16 protein-coding genes are annotated in these 15,676 nt (G+C 71.1%); 3 read left to right on the top strand and 13 right to left on the bottom strand.

Features of this window, described 5'->3' with window-relative positions:
- Positions 1–32 precede the first annotated feature (32 nt).
- Positions 33–815 (top strand): alpha/beta fold hydrolase, encoded by a 783-nt coding sequence (locus ABZY20_RS34305; protein WP_356446970.1) that lies wholly within the window; start codon positions 33–35, stop codon positions 813–815.
- A 102-nt stretch (positions 816–917) separates the two neighbouring features.
- Here the strand turns inward: ABZY20_RS34305 and mnmA are convergent, their stop codons facing one another.
- Entirely contained in the window at positions 918–2,048 is a 1,131-nt protein-coding gene (gene mnmA, locus ABZY20_RS34300; RefSeq protein ID WP_356446969.1) for a tRNA 2-thiouridine(34) synthase MnmA, read from the bottom strand.
- A gap of 60 nt (positions 2,049–2,108) precedes the next feature.
- Here mnmA and ABZY20_RS34295 point away from each other — a divergent pair, with 60 nt between their 5' ends.
- On the top strand, positions 2,109–2,774 hold the full coding sequence (locus ABZY20_RS34295) for a peptidoglycan recognition family protein (RefSeq protein ID WP_356446967.1): 666 nt from the start codon (positions 2,109–2,111) through the stop codon (positions 2,772–2,774).
- 10 nt (positions 2,775–2,784) lie between these two features.
- Here ABZY20_RS34295 and ABZY20_RS34290 read toward each other — a convergent pair whose 3' ends face one another.
- The 3 genes from ABZY20_RS34290 to ABZY20_RS34280 all read right to left on the bottom strand — a co-directional run bounded on the left by ABZY20_RS34290 (position 2,785) and on the right by ABZY20_RS34280 (position 4,523).
- Positions 2,785–3,954 (bottom strand): cysteine desulfurase family protein, encoded by a 1,170-nt coding sequence (locus tag ABZY20_RS34290; protein WP_356446965.1) that lies wholly within the window; start codon positions 3,952–3,954, stop codon positions 2,785–2,787.
- Between the two features lie 92 nt (positions 3,955–4,046).
- The gene (locus tag ABZY20_RS34285; protein WP_356446963.1) at positions 4,047–4,313 is read right to left on the bottom strand and encodes a DUF4190 domain-containing protein; all 267 of its coding nucleotides are present in this window, start codon (positions 4,311–4,313) and stop codon (positions 4,047–4,049) included.
- A 45-nt stretch (positions 4,314–4,358) separates the two neighbouring features.
- Positions 4,359–4,523, bottom strand: a complete 165-nt coding sequence (locus ABZY20_RS34280) for a hypothetical protein (RefSeq protein ID WP_356446962.1) — start codon at positions 4,521–4,523, stop codon at positions 4,359–4,361.
- Between the two features lie 115 nt (positions 4,524–4,638).
- Between ABZY20_RS34280 and ABZY20_RS34275 the strand changes: the two genes are divergently transcribed.
- The gene (locus tag ABZY20_RS34275; RefSeq protein ID WP_356446960.1) at positions 4,639–5,277 is read left to right on the top strand and encodes a TetR family transcriptional regulator; all 639 of its coding nucleotides are present in this window, start codon (positions 4,639–4,641) and stop codon (positions 5,275–5,277) included.
- A 174-nt stretch (positions 5,278–5,451) separates the two neighbouring features.
- On the opposite strand, the gene ABZY20_RS34270 is transcribed toward ABZY20_RS34275, so the two are convergent.
- From ABZY20_RS34270 to ABZY20_RS34230, 9 genes are all read right to left on the bottom strand, one after another.
- Complete coding sequence (locus ABZY20_RS34270) at positions 5,452–6,312, bottom strand: thioesterase family protein (protein ID WP_356446958.1); 861 nt, start codon at positions 6,310–6,312, stop codon at positions 5,452–5,454.
- A 62-nt stretch (positions 6,313–6,374) separates the two neighbouring features.
- Entirely contained in the window at positions 6,375–7,049 is a 675-nt protein-coding gene (locus ABZY20_RS34265) for a trimeric intracellular cation channel family protein (protein ID WP_356446956.1), read from the bottom strand.
- A 63-nt stretch (positions 7,050–7,112) separates the two neighbouring features.
- On the bottom strand, positions 7,113–8,429 hold the full coding sequence (locus ABZY20_RS34260) for a dipeptide ABC transporter ATP-binding protein (RefSeq protein ID WP_356446955.1): 1,317 nt from the start codon (positions 8,427–8,429) through the stop codon (positions 7,113–7,115).
- A 23-nt stretch (positions 8,430–8,452) separates the two neighbouring features.
- Positions 8,453–9,550: an ABC transporter ATP-binding protein gene (locus ABZY20_RS34255; protein WP_356446953.1), complete on the bottom strand. Its 1,098-nt coding sequence runs from the start codon at positions 9,548–9,550 to the stop codon at positions 8,453–8,455.
- Complete coding sequence (locus tag ABZY20_RS34250) at positions 9,547–10,545, bottom strand: ABC transporter permease (protein WP_356446951.1); 999 nt, start codon at positions 10,543–10,545, stop codon at positions 9,547–9,549. The genes ABZY20_RS34255 and ABZY20_RS34250 overlap by 4 nt, the downstream gene beginning before the upstream one ends.
- A gap of 108 nt (positions 10,546–10,653) precedes the next feature.
- Positions 10,654–12,444 (bottom strand): ABC transporter substrate-binding protein, encoded by a 1,791-nt coding sequence (locus ABZY20_RS34245; protein WP_356446949.1) that lies wholly within the window; start codon positions 12,442–12,444, stop codon positions 10,654–10,656.
- A 70-nt stretch (positions 12,445–12,514) separates the two neighbouring features.
- Positions 12,515–13,522: an ABC transporter permease gene (locus ABZY20_RS34240; RefSeq protein ID WP_356446947.1), complete on the bottom strand. Its 1,008-nt coding sequence runs from the start codon at positions 13,520–13,522 to the stop codon at positions 12,515–12,517.
- Between the two features lie 328 nt (positions 13,523–13,850).
- Positions 13,851–14,651: an enhanced serine sensitivity protein SseB C-terminal domain-containing protein gene (locus tag ABZY20_RS34235; RefSeq protein WP_356446945.1), complete on the bottom strand. Its 801-nt coding sequence runs from the start codon at positions 14,649–14,651 to the stop codon at positions 13,851–13,853.
- Positions 14,652–14,792: 141 nt separating this feature from the next.
- Entirely contained in the window at positions 14,793–15,581 is a 789-nt protein-coding gene (locus tag ABZY20_RS34230) for an enhanced serine sensitivity protein SseB (protein ID WP_356446943.1), read from the bottom strand.
- Between the last annotated feature and the right edge of the window lie 95 nt (positions 15,582–15,676).

The raw sequence follows: 15,676 nt of genomic DNA, 5'->3' as shown, positions 1-15,676 counted from the left end.
GAATTCCGCCCGGTGCGGCAGTCTCCGTGAACATGGACAAGAAGACTCTTTCGCGCGACGGCACCCGCATCGCCTACGAGAGCACCGGCCGGGGCCCCGCGGTCGTCCTGGTGAGCGGCGCGATGTCGACGGGCGGCACGCTGGCGCCGCTGGCGGTGTCGCTGGCGGAGCGTTTCCAGGCCGTCGTGTACGACCGGCGGGGCCGCGGCGCCAGCGGGGACACGGCACCGTACGCCGTGGAGCGCGAGGTCGAGGACCTGGCCGCGGTGATCGAGGCGGTGGGCGGCGAGGCGTTCCTGTACGGCACCTCCTCGGGCGGCGCGCTCGCGCTGGAGGCGGCGGCCGGCGGGCTGCCGGTGCGGCGGGTCGCCGTGTACGAGACGCCGTTCGCGATGTCCGAGGAGGGCGCGAAGGAGCGCGCCGAGTACACCGAGCGGCTGACGGAGGCGCTCGGCGAGGGCCGGCGCGGGGACGCGGTCGAGCTGTTCCTGCGGCTGACCGGTCTGGGCGAGGGGGTGATCCAGGGCGCCCGCCAGTCCCCCATGTGGGCCGGCATGGAGGCGATCGCCCCGAGCCTCGCCTACGACGACGCCGTCATGCGCGACGGCCGGGTGCCCCGCGCCCGGCTGGGCTCGATCGGCGTGCCCGTCCTGGCGGTCGCGGGCGACGCGAGTCCGGCGTGGCTGCGCGAGGCGGCCCGGGCGATCGCGGACTGCGTCCCGCAGGGCGCGTACCGCACGCTCCAGGGGCAGACGCACATGGTCGAGCCGAACGTGCTGGCGCCGGTGCTGGCGGAGTTCTTCGGACGGGAGTGAGCGAGCGGCCGCCCCGCCCGGCGCGTGCCCCACTCGGCGGCCGCCCCCGCCCGGCGGCAGCGCCGGGCGCGGCGGGGCCGGGCGCGGCGGGGCCGGGCGCGGTCAGGCCACGCCCGCCGTCGCCCTCCTGGTCGACGCGATCGTCGCCGAGCCGACCACACGCGTGCCGTCGTACAGCACGATCGCCTGGCCGGGGGCGACGCCGCGGACCGGCTCGGTGAAGGTGACCCGCAGTTCGCCGTCGACGAGTTCGGCGGTGACCTCGGTCTCGCCGCCGTGGGCGCGCAGTTGGGCCGTGTAGGTGCCGGGGCCGGTGGGGGCGGCGCCGCACCAGCGCGGCTTGACCGCGGTGAGGGCGCTGACGTCCAGGGCGGAGGCCGGGCCGACGGTGACCGTGTTGTCCACCGGCGAGATGTCGAGGACGTAGCGCGGCTTGCCGTCGGGCGCCGGGGTGCCGATCCTGAGCCCCTTGCGCTGGCCGATGGTGAAGCCGTACGCGCCCTCGTGCGTGCCCAGCTTGGCGCCGGACTCGTCGACGATGTCGCCCTCGGAGCGGCCGAGCCGCTTGGCGAGGAAGCCCTGGGTGTCGCCGTCGGCGATGAAGCAGATGTCGTGCGAGTCGGGCTTCTTGGCGACGGCCAGGCCCCGGCGCTCGGCCTCCGCGCGGATCTCGTCCTTGGTGGTGACGGTGTCGCCGAGCGGGAACATCGCGTGGGCGAGCTGCCGGTCGTCCAGCACGCCGAGGACGTAGGACTGGTCCTTGGCCATGTCGGAGGCGCGGTGCAGCTCGCGCGTGCCGTCCTCGCGGACGATCACCTGGGCGTAGTGGCCGGTGCAGACCGCGTCGAAGCCCAGCGCGAGCGCCTTGTCCAGCAGCGCGGCGAACTTGATCTTCTCGTTGCAGCGCAGGCAGGGGTTGGGGGTGCGGCCGGCCTCGTACTCGGCGACGAAGTCCTCGACGACGTCCTCGCGGAAGCGGTCGGCGAGGTCCCACACGTAGAAGGGGATGCCGATGACGTCGGCGGCGCGGCGGGCGTCGCGCGAGTCCTCGATGGTGCAGCAGCCCCGCGCGCCCGTCCGGAAGGACTGGGGGTTGGCGGAGAGCGCGAGGTGGACACCGGTCACGTCGTGGCCCGCCTCGGCCGCGCGGGCGGCGGCCACGGCGGAGTCGACTCCGCCGGACATGGCGGCCAGGACGCGGAGGGGACGGGGGCGCTGCGGGGTTTCAGTCATAACCCCTCCAGGGTACGGGGGCGCGGGAACCAGGGCCCGTGGGTATCCGTTGACGATCACATGGGACAGCGGAAGGCTTCGAAGGACGGCGACCGGAAGGTCGGCCGACGCGCGCTGCTGATCGGCGGTGCGGCGGCAGCGGCGGGCACGGCCGTGCTGGCCCGGGACGAGCTGGCGCGGCTGTGGTGGCGTACGCCCGGCGTGGAGAAGCCGCGCAAGGAGGGCGAGGTGGACGACGCGGGGGCACGCTGGGTGGCGGCCTCGGAGGCGAACTGGCGCCGCGCGGACCGCCCCGACGACTACGGCATAGACATGGTGATCGTCCACGTCACCCAGGGCAGCTTCGACAGCGCGGTGAAGGCCTTCCAGGACCCGGGGCACAAGGCGGCCACGCACTACATCGTCCGCCAGGACGGGCACGTGACGCAGATGATCCGCGAGCTGGACGTGGCGTACCACGCGGGCAACCGCGACTACAACGAGCGCAGTGTCGGCATCGAGCACGAGGGCTTCGTGGACCGCCCCGAGGACCTGACGGACGAGATGTACGAGGCCTCGGCCCGCCTCACGGCCCGGATCTGCGCGCGCTACGGCATACCCGTGGACCGGGAGCACATCATCGGCCACGTGGAGGTGCCGGGCACGGACCACACGGACCCGGGGCCGCACTGGGACTGGGACCGCTACATGAGGCTGGTGCGCCGGGCGCCCGCGGCGCGGGCCTGACCTCCCCGGGTCAGGTCAGCCCGGCGGCCCTGGCCCGTTCCACCGCCGGGCCGATGGCCTTGGCCAGGGCTTCGACGTCGGCCTGGGTGGAGGTGTGGCCGAGGGAGAAGCGCAGGGTGCCGCGGGCCAGGTCGGGGTCGGTGCCGGTGGCGAGGAGGACGTGGCTGGGCTGGGCGACGCCGGCGGTGCAGGCGGAGCCGGTGGAGCACTCGATGCCCTGGGCGTCGAGCAGGAGCAGCAGGGAGTCGCCCTCGCAGCCGGGGAAGGTGAAGTGCGCGTTGGCCGGGAGCCGGCCCGCCGGGTCGGGGTCGCCGCCGAGGATCGCGTCGGGCACGGCCGAGCGGACGGCCTCGATCAGGGCGTCGCGCAGGGCGCCGATCTCGCGGGCGAACCAGCCGCGCTGCTCGGCGGCCAGCCGCCCGGCGACGGCGAAGGAGGCGATGGCGGGCACGTCGAGGGTGCCGGAGCGTACGTGCCGCTCCTGCCCGCCGCCGTGCAGGACGGGCACGGGGGTGTGTTCACGGCCGAGGAGGAGCGCGCCGATGCCGTAGGGGCCGCCGATCTTGTGGCCCGACACCGTCATCGCGGCGAGGCCGGAGGCGTCGAAGTCGACCGGGATCTGGCCGACGGCCTGGACGGCGTCCGAGTGCAGCGGGACGTCGAACTCGGCTGCCGCTTCGGCGAGTTCACGGATCGGCAGGATCGTGCCGATCTCGTTGTTCGCCCACATGACGGTGGCGAGGGCGACGTCGCCGGGGTCGCGGGCGATGGCCTCGCGCAGGGCGTCGGGGTGGACGCGGCCGTAGGTGTCGACCGGCAGGTACTCGACGGTGGCGCCCTCGTGTTCGCCGAGCCAGTGCACGGCGTCGAGGACCGCGTGGTGCTCGACGGGGCTGGCGAGGACGCGGGTGCGGGCCGGGTCGGCGTCCCGGCGTGACCAGTAAAGGCCCTTGACGGCGAGGTTGTCGGCCTCCGTGCCGCCCGAGGTGAAGACCACCTCGCTGGGGCGGGCGCCGAGGGCTTCGGCGAGGGTCTCGCGGGCCTCCTCGACGGTGCGGCGGGCCTGCCGGCCTGATGCGTGGAGGGAGGACGCGTTGCCGGTGACACCCAGCTGGGCGGTGAGTGCCTCCGCCGCCTCCGGGAGCATGGGGGTGGTCGCGGCGTGGTCGAGGTAAGCCATGGTGAGCCCGATTCTACGGCTCCCCTGGCACGGACCTCAGATCAAGCCCGGCCGAAGGCGCACCCCTCGGGCCGCGCGGCGGCGGCCCGTGCTCAGAAGCTCCAGGAGACGGTGCTGTCGGCCCCCATGAACGCCGCCAGGACGACCAGGTCGGCGATGCCCAGGCCCAGGCCGAGCAGGGCGCGGCCGCGGCGCTGGGTGCCGCGCCACAGGGCGACGCTCGCCAGCACGATGGCGGTCGGGCCGAGGAAGACGTTGAGGACGAGCAGGCCGATCAGGCCGAGGACGAAGGACGCGACGGCCATGCCGTCGGTGTCGCGGATGCCGGTGCGGCGCGAGGCCGGGGCGGTGAGCTGCATGGTGTTCGACTCCCGAGGTCGTTCCGTGGGCGGTTGCGGCCGGTGTCAGTGCGCCTGCGGGTGGCGCCGGCGGCTGCGCTCGCGCAGGGCGAAGATGCCGAGCCAGACGGCGATGACCGCGCCGGCGGCTACGGAGAAGCCGAGCGGCGCGTGGGCGACGGTGCCCAGGACGACGCCCAGCAGCAGGAGCGCGGCGACGATGAACAGCATGGGAAACAGCCCCCAGGTTTCGGTGAACGATTGTGGTTACAGTTGTTCACTGACTTCCCAGTCTAGCGGCTCTCATGACTTTTCAATTCCAGAGAACAGTTGTTAACTGCATGGTATGAGTCACACCCTCGGCATCCGGCAGGCCCAGAAGCAGAAGACCCGGCAGGCGCTCCTGGACGCGGCCCTCGCGCTGCTCGAGGGGCAGAGCCTGAGCAGCCTGGGGCTGCGCGAGGTCACCCGCGCCGTCGGTGTCGCCCCGACCGCCTTCTACCGCCACTTCCGCTCCACGGCGGACCTGGGCGTGGCCCTGGTCGAGGAGGCGCTGGGCAGCCTGCACCCGATGATCCGGACGACGGTGTCCGCGACGGGCGACGGCGAGGAACGCGTCGTGCGCACCATCGAGTTGATCGCCCGTCACGTCGACGGGTACCCCGCTCATGTCCGTTTCATCGCCCGAGAGCGACATGGCGGGGTTCAGCCGGTACGGGAGGCGATACGGGAGCAACTGACCCGGTTCGCGGGCGAGGTGAAGGACGAGCTGGCCAAGGACCCGGTCTCCACGGGCTGGAGCGACGACGACCTGCTGATGCTCGCCCAGCTCTACGTGGACCAGATGCTGATCACGGCGTCGCTCTTCCTGGAGGCGCTGGAGGGTCCCGAAGAGGGGCGCGAGGAGCGGAAGCGGCAGGTCGCGCAGGTGGCGGTCCGTCAGATGCGGCTGATCGGGCTGGGCCGCCACCACTGGCTGGATTGAACCGGCGGGCCGCCGCCCCCGCCGGTCGAGGACGAGGCCGGGTCACCCGCGCCGCAGGCCACCAGCGCCGAACGAGGGAGGCCTGAGGCAGGCACTGAACCGCAGGCACTGAACCAGCCCTGCTCAGGGCTCTCCTCGGACCGCCCTGTCAACGGCCCGTCGGCGCGGCCGGGTTCAGCCGAGCCGGACCCGCGCCAGCTGCCGGGACTGTGCCACCAGACGGTCCGCGCTGTCCCACACCTCGGCGTCCTCCTCCAGGAAGCCGCCGGCGAGGTTGCGCGTGGTGATCGACACGCGCAGCGGGCCCGGTGCCGGGCGGCAGCGCACGTGCACGGTCAGCTCGACCGTCGGGACCCAGCCCTTCAGCCCGATCTCGAAGGCCGTGGGCGGCAGGGCGTCGACCGCGAGCAGCAGGGAGAGCGGGTCGGGGTCGCGGCCGTCCTTGAGGCCGAACCAGGCCCGCATCTCGCCCTTGCCGGACGGCCGGCCGAGGGCCCAGCCCAGGGTCGAGGGGTCCAGCTTGAGCATCAGCCGGTCGGCGATCGCGGAGCTGCCGTCGACCGGGGCGGGGCCGTCCTCCGGGCCGAAACAGTGCTCCATCGGCGGGATCGCGGGCGGCTCGGCCGTCGTGCGGACGTCGTCGGGCAGGGCGTCCAGGTCGCCGTAGGAGGCGAGCACGCGGATGCGCTCGACCTCGCGTCCCTGGTCGTCGTACTGGAACAGCGAGGCCTGGCCGGTGGACAGGGTGCGGCCGGTGCGGACGACGTCCGTGCGGACGACCGCCGGGCCGGGCTGGGACGCGGTCAGGTAGTGCGCCGAGACGGTGAAGGGGTCGGCGTGCGGCAGGGCGTCCGCGAGCGCGCGGCCGAGGACGGCCAGCAGATAGCCGCCGTTGACGGCGCTGATGATCGTCCAGCCGGCGGAGAGGTCGATGTCGTAGACGCCGGGTGCGCGGCGGGTGAGCGCGGTGTCGCGGTCGAACTCGCTGTCGCCGATCGTGGCCCGCACGGCCGGGGCGGAGGCTGCTTCTGGCATGGCTGAACAGTACAAGAAGTTACTACTAAGCGGTAGCTTTTCCGGTGCACCGCACAGGCCCCTCACGGCAGCAGGGGCTGTTCCTCCTCGCTCACCGTCGAGCGCCGGTGCCACGCGCGCGGAGCCCGCCAGTGGTAGCGCATCGCCAGCAGGCGCAGCACGAACGCCGTGATCACCGCGAGGGCGCTGGTGAACGGGTTGAGCGCGTCGTAGCGGATGCACAGGGCGACCAGGGTGGCGCCGACGATCGCCGGGACCGCGTAGAGGTCGCGGTCCCAGCGCAGCAGGGAGGGCACCTCGTTGGCGAGGACGTCGCGCAGCACGCCGCCGCCCACGGCGGTGGTCAGGCCCAGGCCCGCCGAGGCGGTCAGGCCGAGCCCGTACTCGTAGGCCTTGGTCGTGCCGGCGACGCAGAACAGGCCCAGGCCCGCCGCGTCGAAGACGTTCACGGCGACCTGGATGCGCTCCACCTGCGGGTGCAGGAAGAAGACGAGGAGCGTGGCGAGCAGCGGGGTGAGGAAGTACCCGAGATCCGTGAACGCGGCGGGCGGCACGGCCCCGATGACCAGGTCCCGGAACAGCCCGCCGCCCAGCGCGGTGACCTCGGCGAGGACGGCCATGCCGAAGACGTCGAAGTTCTTGCGCACGGCCAGCAGGGCGCCGGAGATCGCGAAGACGAAGATGCCGATCAGGTCGAGCGTGTGCTGGACGGAAGGACTGAAGAGTTGCTGGAGCACCCTTACATTCTTACGCAGCGGCCGACCCTTGCCTTCCGTTGAAAGGCAAGGAATCGGCCCTGCTTACTTGCCCTCGCTCTTGTCCTCGCCCTTGGCGGTGTCCACGCCCTTGGCGGTGTCCACGGCCGTGGCGGTGTCCACGGCCGTGGCGGTGTCCTCGCCCTTGCCGGTGCCGGCGTCCTTGGCGACGCCGGCGCCGGCCCCGGGCTCCTCCGCCGCCGGCTCGGGCGTCCGCCCCGCCCCGGCGAGCACCTCGTCGGCCACCAGCTCGGCGGCCTCCTTGGCGGCGGTCAGCAGCACGGTGTCCTGCGGCTGCTGGTCGGCGAAGTTCTCCGGGTGGTGGCAGGCGGCCCGCTGGCCGGGGCGCAGTTCCAGCAGCGGCGGCTCGGTCGTCCTGCAGATCTCCGTCGCCTTCCAGCACCGGGTGTGGAAGCGGCAGCCGCTCGGCGGGGAGATCGGCGAGGGCACGTCGCCCTTGAGCAGGATGCGCTCGCTCTTGGCCGACTTGCGCCGCGGGTCCGGGATCGGCACCGCCGACAGCAGGGCCTTGGTGTACGGGTGCATCGGCGACTTGTAGAGCTGCTCGCGGTCGGCCAGCTCGACGATCTTGCCGAGGTACATCACCGCGATCCGGTCCGAGACGTGCCGGACGACCGACAGGTCGTGCGCGATGATCACGTACGTCAGGCCCAGCTCCTGCTGGAGGTCGTCCAGCAGGTTCACCACCTGCGCCTGGATCGACACGTCCAGCGCGGAGACCGGCTCGTCCGCCACCACCAGCTTGGGGTTGAGCGCGAGCGCGCGGGCGATGCCGATGCGCTGGCGCTGGCCGCCGGAGAACTCGTGCGGATACCGGTTGTAGTGCTCGGGGTTGAGGCCCACGACCTCCAGCAGCCGCTGCACCTCCTTCTTCACGCCGCCCTCGGGCGTGACGCCCTGGAGCCGGAAGGGGGCGCCGACGATCGTGCCGATGGTGTGGCGCGGGTTCAGCGACGAGTACGGGTCCTGGAAGATCATCTGCACATCGCGGCGCAGCGGGCGCATGCCGCCGACGCCGAGGTGCGTGATGTCGCGTCCCTCGAACTCGACCGTGCCCGCGGTGGGCTCCAGCAGCCGGGTGATCAGCCGGCCCATCGTCGACTTGCCGCAGCCGGACTCGCCCACGACACCGAGGGTCTCACCGGCCCTGACCTCGAAGTCGATGCCGTCGACCGCCCGTACGGCGCCGACCTGCCGCTGCAGCAGGCCCTTGCGGATCGGGAAGTGCTTCTGCAGGCCGGTCACCTTCAGCAGGATCTCGCCCTGGGCGGCGTCCTCGGTGAGGGTGGCCGCGCCCGCGGCGCTCGCCTCGGTGCCGTCGCTCTCGGCGGAAGTGGTCACGGCCGTGTCCTTGGAATTCTCGCTCACAGCTTCGGCGCAATCTCTTCGGTCCAGATACGCTCCCGCTGCTCCGCGGTCATGTGGCAGGCGGCCCAGTGCGAGCTGCCGACCTCGGTCAGCTCGGGGCGGACCGTGCGGGTGACGTCGCCCTTGGGCAGGTCGGCATACGGGCAGCGCGGGTTGAAGGCACAGCCGGACGGGACGTTGATCAGGGAGGGCGGGGACCCCTTGACCGGGATCAGGCGGTCCTGCTGCTCGCGGTCGAGGCGCGGCATCGAGCCGAGCAGGCCCCAGGTGTAGGGGTGCCGGGGCTCGTAGAACACCTTCTCGGCCGGGCCTCGTTCGACGCACCGGCCTCCGTACATCACCAGCAGGTCGTCGGCCAGCTCGGCGACGACGCCCAGGTCGTGGGTGATGACGATGACCGCGGACCCGAACTCCTTCTGCAGGTCCCGGATCAGGTCGAGGATCTGCGCCTGGACGGTCACGTCCAGGGCGGTCGTCGGCTCGTCCGCGATGAGCAGTTCGGGGTTGTTGACCAGCGACATCGCGATCATGGCGCGCTGGCGCATACCGCCCGAGAACTCGTGCGGGTAGCTGTCGACCCGCTTGTCGGGCTGCGGGATGCCCACCCGGTCGAGCATCTCGACCGCCCGGCGCCGGGCGGTCTTCTTGTCGACGTCGTGGTGGATCCGGTACGCCTCCACGATCTGCTGGCCGATCGTGTAGTACGGGTGCAGCGCGGACAGCGGGTCCTGGAAGATCATCGCCATCTCGCGGCCGCGCAGCCTGCGCACGTAGTCCGGGTCGGCGGACAGCAACTCGGTGCCGTCGAGCCAGATCTCGCCGGAGATCCGGGCCTTGCGCTTGCCGTACTGCCCGGCGGTGTGCAGGCCCATGATGCCGAGCGAGGTCACCGACTTGCCGGAGCCGGACTCGCCCACGATGCCGAGGGTCTTGCCCTTCTCCAGCTGGAAGCTCAGCCCGTCGACGGACTTGACCAGGCCGTCGTCGGTGGGGAAGTGCACCTTCAGGTCGCGCACTTCGAGGAAGGCGGTGGGCGCCGGGGAGTCGCCGGTGGGCTCGCCCACGGCTGCACCGGTCTTGCTGAGTTCGGTCATGCGAGCCTCACTCGGGGGTCGATCACGGCATACAGGACGTCCACCACGAGGTTGGCGACGAGCACGGCGAGAGAGGTGATCAGGGTGACGCCCAGGATGATGGGCAGGTCCTGGTTCTTGATCGCGTTGAGGACGGCCTGGCCCAGACCGGGCAGGCTGAACGTGGTCTCGGTCAGGATGGCACCGCCGATGAGGGCGCCGAGGTCCATGCCGAGCATGGTGAGGATGGGCGTCATCGTCGAGCGCATGGCGTGCTTGCGGATGACGACCTGTTCGCGCAGGCCCTTGGCGCGGGCCGTGCGGATGTAGTCCTCGCCGAGGATCTCCAGCATGGTGGCGCGGGTGATGCGGGCGTACATCGCGGCGTACAGGAACGCCAGGGTGACCCACGGCAGGATCATGCCGCCGAGCCAGCCGGTGACGCTCTCCTCCAGGGGCACGTACTCCGCGTTGATCCAGCCCAGCCCGTACGAGAAGATCGCGAGGCTCAGCAGGCCCGTGAAGTAGATGGGCAGGGAGACACCGGCGAGGGCGACGACCATCGCGCCGCGGTCCCACAGGCTGCCCCGCTTGAGCGCCGACAGGACACCCGCAGCGATACCGAACAGCAGCCACAGCACGGCGGCGCCGAGCGCGAGACCCAGGGTCACCGGGAAGCGGTCGGTCAGCACCGGCCAGATGGCCTGCTCACTGCGGAACGAATAGCCGAAGCACGGCGCGGCGCAGTCGGTGACGTCACCGCCGGCCGCGTACGTGCGGCCCACGAAGATGCCCTTGAAGAACTCCCAGACCTGGACGTAGATCGGTTCGCCCAGGCCCAGCTTCTGCCGCACGGCCTCGACGGCCGCCGGGTCGGCCTGCTTGCCCACGAAGCTGCTGGCGATGTCGACGCCCGCCCATTGGGGGACGAGGAAGAAGATGCCGAAGACCACCATGATGATGACCGCGAGCATCACTACGGCGGCGAACAGCCGCCTGATCAGGTAAGCGAGCACAGATCTCGGCCCACCGCGGACCGCGGGCCACCGGAGGTCTTCCGGTGGCCCGCGGTCACGCCGCGCCGGCCTTCACCTGCCTTTCGTGCCGTACGGCGGGTGTGCCGGTTACTTCGCGGACTTCAGACCGAGGTTGACGAAGTCGTACATGCCGCTGTAGGCGTCCGTCGTGTAGACGTTGGCCAGGCGGCTGGAGCGCCAGTTGATGAACTTCTCGAAGACGAAGGGCAGGTAGTAGCCGCCCTCCATGACCTTGTGGTTGATCTCCGTGGCGATCTTGGTCTTGCCGGCGTCGTCCAGGGTGGTGGTGTACTGGTCGAACAGGCCGTCGATCTTCTTGTCCTTGATCAGGGCGTAGTTGTTGTTGCCGCTCTCGAGGATGTAGCTGCTGCCCCACAGCGGCAGGCCGTAGCCCTGCACGGACGGGAAGTCAGGACCCCAGCCCATGATGATGATGCCGTAGCCCTTCTTCTTCACGTTCGAAGGGCTGCCGATGATGCCGGCCGTCTGCGAGCCGTCGTACTGGTCGATGTCGGCGGTGATGCCGACCTTCTTCAGCGACGCCTGGAGGGACTCGGCGGTGGCGACCTCGGCCGGCTTGTTGTTGCGGACCGCGATGGTGGTCTTGAAGCCGTTCGGCTGACCGCAGGCCTTCAGCGCCTCCTTGGCCTTCTCGACGTTGCCCTTCTTGTTGGCACCGGCGAGCTCGTACGGGTCGTACTTCTGGCCCTCGGCACCCGGGACGGCCGGCGGCAGCATGTTGGTGCCGATGTCGCCACCGGCGATGGGGCCGCCGCGGGCGGTCTGCAGCGACTCGTGGTCGGCGCCGTAGATGACGGCCTTGCGGCAGTCGATGTTGTCGAACGGCTTCACGCTCTGCGGGAAGACCGCGTAACGGATGTAGCCGGAGACCGGGTTGTCCAGGTTGCCCTTGTGCTGCTTCAGGGCGGTGGTGCGGCCCTGCGGCGACATGCCGGTCTGGTTGATGTCCAGGTCGTAGTCGCCCGCGATCAGGCGCGCGTCCATGTCGTTGGCGTTGGAGAAGAACTTGACCGTGATCTTGTCCGGGTACGCCTTGCGGATCGGGTCCGAGGCCTGCTTCCACTCGGTGTTGCGGACGAGCGTCAGGTCCTTGCCCGGGTTGTACGACTGGAACTTGTACGGGCCGGAGGAGAACGGGCGCAGGCCGTACTTGGACTTGGTGTCCTTGTCCTGGCGGACCGGGGACGCCGAGGTCAGGGCCAGCATCTCCTCGAAGTCCGAGTTGGGCTTCGGCAGCTTGAAGACGATGGTCTTGTCGTCCGGGGTCTCGATGGCCTTCAGACCCAGCTTGTCCGCGGACTTGTCCTTGTACGGACCGGGGTACTCGCCCTTGGGGTCGAGCACGTCCTTGAGGTAGACCGGGCCGCCGGACAGCACGTCCTGCGCCCAGACGCGCTGGATGCCGTACTTGATGTCCTTGGAGGTGACCGGCTTGCCGTCCTCCCAGGTGACGCCGTCACGCAGGGTGTACGTGTAGGTCTTGCCGTCGTCCGAGATCTTGGCCAGGCCGGTGGCGAGGTCCGGGGTCAGCTTGGTGCCGGCGCTGCCCGGTTCCGTCTTGCTCGTGACCAGCTGGCGGCTGTAGTAGCGGGAGAAGTTCCACATGAAGCCGTAGTAGCCGCGCGTGGTGTCCCACGAGTCGGCGTCCTGGGCACCGGCGAACTTCAGGGTGCCGCCCTTCTTGGCGAGCGAGGCCTGGGCGACCTTGTTGTTCGCGGCGTTGAAGCCGGCCGCGCCGTTCTTCGACCCCTCGTCGTCGTTGCCGCCGCCGCACGCCGCCGTGGTCAGCAGTGCGGCGACCACGGCCGCAGCGGCCATGGCCTGCTTGCGCCGCCCTGAGGTGCGTTGGGTAGTCACGATCTCGGATCCTCCGGATTTGGATGAGAGCCCCGGTGCCAAATGCCACGGGTCGCTGTAGTACGGCAGTTCAGCGGGAGCCCTTCGGGTCGAGCGCGTCACGCACGCCGTCACCGAAGAGATTGAAGGCAAGGACGGTGATGAAGATCGCCACGCCCGGGACCACCATGTACATGGGGTCCGAGTCGTAGTAGTCGATCGCGCTCGAGAGCATCTGCCCCCAGGAGGCCGTGGGCGGTTTGACGCCCACGCCCAGGAAGCTGAGCGCCGCCTCGGTGAGGATGTTGGTGGGGATCATCATCGTCGTGTACACGATGATGGGCGCGACCAGGTTGGGCAGCAGTTCCTTGAAGAGGATGTAGAACCGGCCGGCGCCGAGCGACCTGGCCGCCTCGACGTACTCCCGCTCGCGCAGCGAGAGCGTCTGGCCGCGCACCACGCGCCCGATGTAGGGCCAACCGAAGAAGCCGATGACCAGGATCATCACGAACAGGCGCACGCCGGTGCCGGTCAGCCCCAGCATCTCGCCCGGCATGACGGAGACCAGGGCGATGATGAACAGCAGCTGCGGGAAGGCCAGCAGACCGTCCATCACACGGCTGATGACGGCGTCGACCCAGCCGCCGAAGAAGCCGGCCAGGACGCCCAGGACGGTGCCGATCACGACGGCGACGATCGCGGAGAGGAAGCCCACGAGGAGCGAGATCTGGGCGCCGTAGATGATGCGGGCGAAGATGTCGCGGCCGCTCACCGGCTCGACGCCGAGCAGGTGCTCGCCGCTGATGCCGCCCAACGCCCCCGTGGGAGTGCCGAACAGCGGGTCGATCAGCTCCTCGTGGCGGGACTCGGGGTCCTGGCCCACCAGGCCCGTGATGACCGGCGCGAGGAGTGCTATCGCTATGAGCGCGAGGACCATGACGCCACCCGCCAGTGCGAGTTTGTCCCGTTTCAGGCGCTCCCAGGCGATCCGGCCCAGAGAACGACCCTGTACGGCTTTCGCACCGACGCCGGCAACTGCCGCTTCCTCGGCCGCACTCGGAGCCGCTTCCGCGGTCGGCTCGTGCAATGGTGCCGTCATCAGGCAGGGACCCCTCTTCTCAACCGGCGGTGGCCGGTCCGCGCATTCCGCTGTGGCGGCATGTCTGTCCGTCGTACACAGGGGCGAACAACCCCCGGTGCCGGGAGTCTTCAACGCTTCGGCGTTTTGCTGCCAGACTTGACGGTGAAAGGATGCGTAAACGTGATGCTGTCTGGGGGATTCCGTTATCCGGACAGCGGGTAACGACGACCGGTAACAGGCAAGTTGGGGCATCCCGGTCAGGGCAGGGCGTTCCACCCTCGTCTACGCGCGAAGAGGAGGCCCCGGGTCCCGTACGGCCGCGCGGGCGGGGGCGGTGGGGAGGCGCTCAGTACCTGCCCTGGGCGGGCGGGTAACCGTAGCCGGACGCGGGGGCCTGGACGGGGGCCGTGGCGTGGGCCTCGCGGTCGTAGAAGGGGCGGGCGGCGGCGCGCAGCCACATGGCGACCGGGTCGTGCTCGTCGGACATCGCGACGGTGGAGACGGGCAGTCCGTCCGGCACGGCGCCGAGGGACTGCTGCATCATCGCGCGCACGGAGTCCACGGCCTGCGGCGAGGTGTCGTACACGTCCAGGCCGATGGCGAGGTACGGAGCGCCGAGGGCGGGCTGCACCCAGGCGCGGCGCAGCGAGCGGACGGCCGGGGTGCGGTGGGCGTTCTGTGCGAGCAGGGCGTAGAACTGGGGGACCTCGATGGCCGGTTCGGACAGCCGGAGCGGTCCGGCGGGCTGGCGGTCCAGGCCCGTGGCGATTCTGCGCAGGTCGAGCCAGGGGATGCCGACGCCGCCGCCGGGGGCGTGCGGGTTGAGCCAGAGGCCGTAGTGGTCGGGGTAGAGGGCGCGGGCGACGTCGATGCCGTCGATCACCTCGTACGAGCGGTTCCAGCCGCTGGCGGAGAGCTCCTGAGCGGAGGTCACGCACGGGGCGTAGCCGTGGCCGTCGACGTCCATGTTTCCGTACTGGGCGTCCGGGGAGCCGGCCTGACCGTGCCACAGGAGCATCCAGATCTGCCCGGTGTGGGGGGTCGCGAGCGCGCGCAGGAGTGCCTCGTAGGCGTCGTAACGCCCGGGCGTGACCTGGCGCAGCATGTGCTCGACCTGTCCGGCCGCGGCCGTGCCGCTCGCGCTCACCTTTACCGCCCCTTCGTACAACGCCTCGACCGTGACCTAGCTTAAGCCCGCCCACCGACTCCGGACTCGTTCCCGTCCGGCGGGTGCGGGTCCGTCGGTGGCTCGCCGCGCGGTTCCCGCGCCCCCCGGGGGCCCGCTGCCCTACCGCTGGTAGAAGGGCCGGACCGTGGTGCGCATCCATTCCCCGACCGGGTCCTCCGCCACGTCCAGCAGGACCAGGTTGACCGGCCAGGGCGCCGGGGAGCTGGTGACAGCCCGGGTGAGGGCCTCCAGGGGCAGGGCCCGCAGGTCGCCCTCCCACTGGGACAACTCGACGCCCACGAACATCACGGGGTCGGCCGTCTCGATGGCGGCGAGGCAGCGGCGGGCGGTGAGGACGACGCCGGTCGCCTCGAACTCGGCGGAGGCGGCGGCGAGGAAGTCGACCGGGTCGTCCTTCCAGTCCGGCTCGAAGAGACGGACGCGGCCGCCGCTCGCGGGGCCGTCCAGCGGGGTGCGGCCGGCCCTGCACAGCTCGGCGACGGCGGGCGGCGGCAGGGGTATGCCGACCACGCCTCCGGGGTTGACGACGATGCCCGCGTGCGGGGGAAGCCCGCGGGCGAACTCCACGGCGGGGGCGATGGTGTACGACATGTGCGAGCCGACGACCTGCCGGAACTGCTCCTCGGAGCTGAACACCGGCACGAACGCCTGCCCCTCGATCTCGATGCCGGGGAGGTCGAGGGGGCCGCTGTGCGGGCCGCCGCCGCTGGGCAGCGGCACCCAGACGAAGCTCCGCCCGAGCACCTCGACGATCCGCCCTCCGGCCGCCGGACCGGCACCGAGCGAGGCCGAGAGCACCTCCTCCAGCTCGTTGCCTGGCCACCCGCCGTGCGGGTGGGTCTGCGTCTGCGCCGGGAAGTCCGCGGAGAAGTCCGCCGGGAAGTCCATCTGCCTACCTACCGCCTGCCTGAAACCACTGCTGAGGCTAAGAGGCTAACGGCTTGGGGGCGTGGGGGGATCGTTCGTGGGTGGGGGGTGGTGGT

The organism is Streptomyces sp. NPDC006624 (genome assembly GCF_040611555.1).
Taxonomy (GTDB): domain Bacteria; phylum Actinomycetota; class Actinomycetes; order Streptomycetales; family Streptomycetaceae; genus Streptomyces.
The sequence above is the reverse complement of the archived record's forward strand: the minus strand, read 5'-3'. Positions and strand labels throughout refer to the sequence as shown.

Excerpts from the sequence above, each read along its gene's own strand:
- ABZY20_RS34230 (WP_356446943.1), bottom strand. The coding sequence starts at position 15,581 with ATGGACTTCCCGGCGGACTTCTCCGCGGACTTCCCGGCGCAGACGCAG.
- ABZY20_RS34255 (WP_356446953.1), bottom strand. The coding sequence starts at position 9,550 with ATGACCGAACTCAGCAAGACCGGTGCAGCCGTGGGCGAGCCCACCGGC.
- ABZY20_RS34295 (WP_356446967.1), top strand. The coding sequence starts at position 2,109 with ATGGGACAGCGGAAGGCTTCGAAGGACGGCGACCGGAAGGTCGGCCGA.
- ABZY20_RS34290 (WP_356446965.1), bottom strand. The coding sequence starts at position 3,954 with ATGGCTTACCTCGACCACGCCGCGACCACCCCCATGCTCCCGGAGGCG.
- ABZY20_RS34285 (WP_356446963.1), bottom strand. The coding sequence starts at position 4,313 with ATGCAGCTCACCGCCCCGGCCTCGCGCCGCACCGGCATCCGCGACACC.
- ABZY20_RS34240 (WP_356446947.1), bottom strand. The coding sequence starts at position 13,522 with ATGACGGCACCATTGCACGAGCCGACCGCGGAAGCGGCTCCGAGTGCG.
- ABZY20_RS34305 (WP_356446970.1), top strand. The coding sequence starts at position 33 with ATGGACAAGAAGACTCTTTCGCGCGACGGCACCCGCATCGCCTACGAG.
- ABZY20_RS34280 (WP_356446962.1), bottom strand. The coding sequence starts at position 4,523 with ATGCTGTTCATCGTCGCCGCGCTCCTGCTGCTGGGCGTCGTCCTGGGC.
- ABZY20_RS34275 (WP_356446960.1), top strand. The coding sequence starts at position 4,639 with ATGAGTCACACCCTCGGCATCCGGCAGGCCCAGAAGCAGAAGACCCGG.
- ABZY20_RS34270 (WP_356446958.1), bottom strand. The coding sequence starts at position 6,312 with ATGCCAGAAGCAGCCTCCGCCCCGGCCGTGCGGGCCACGATCGGCGAC.
- mnmA (WP_356446969.1), bottom strand. The coding sequence starts at position 2,048 with ATGACTGAAACCCCGCAGCGCCCCCGTCCCCTCCGCGTCCTGGCCGCC.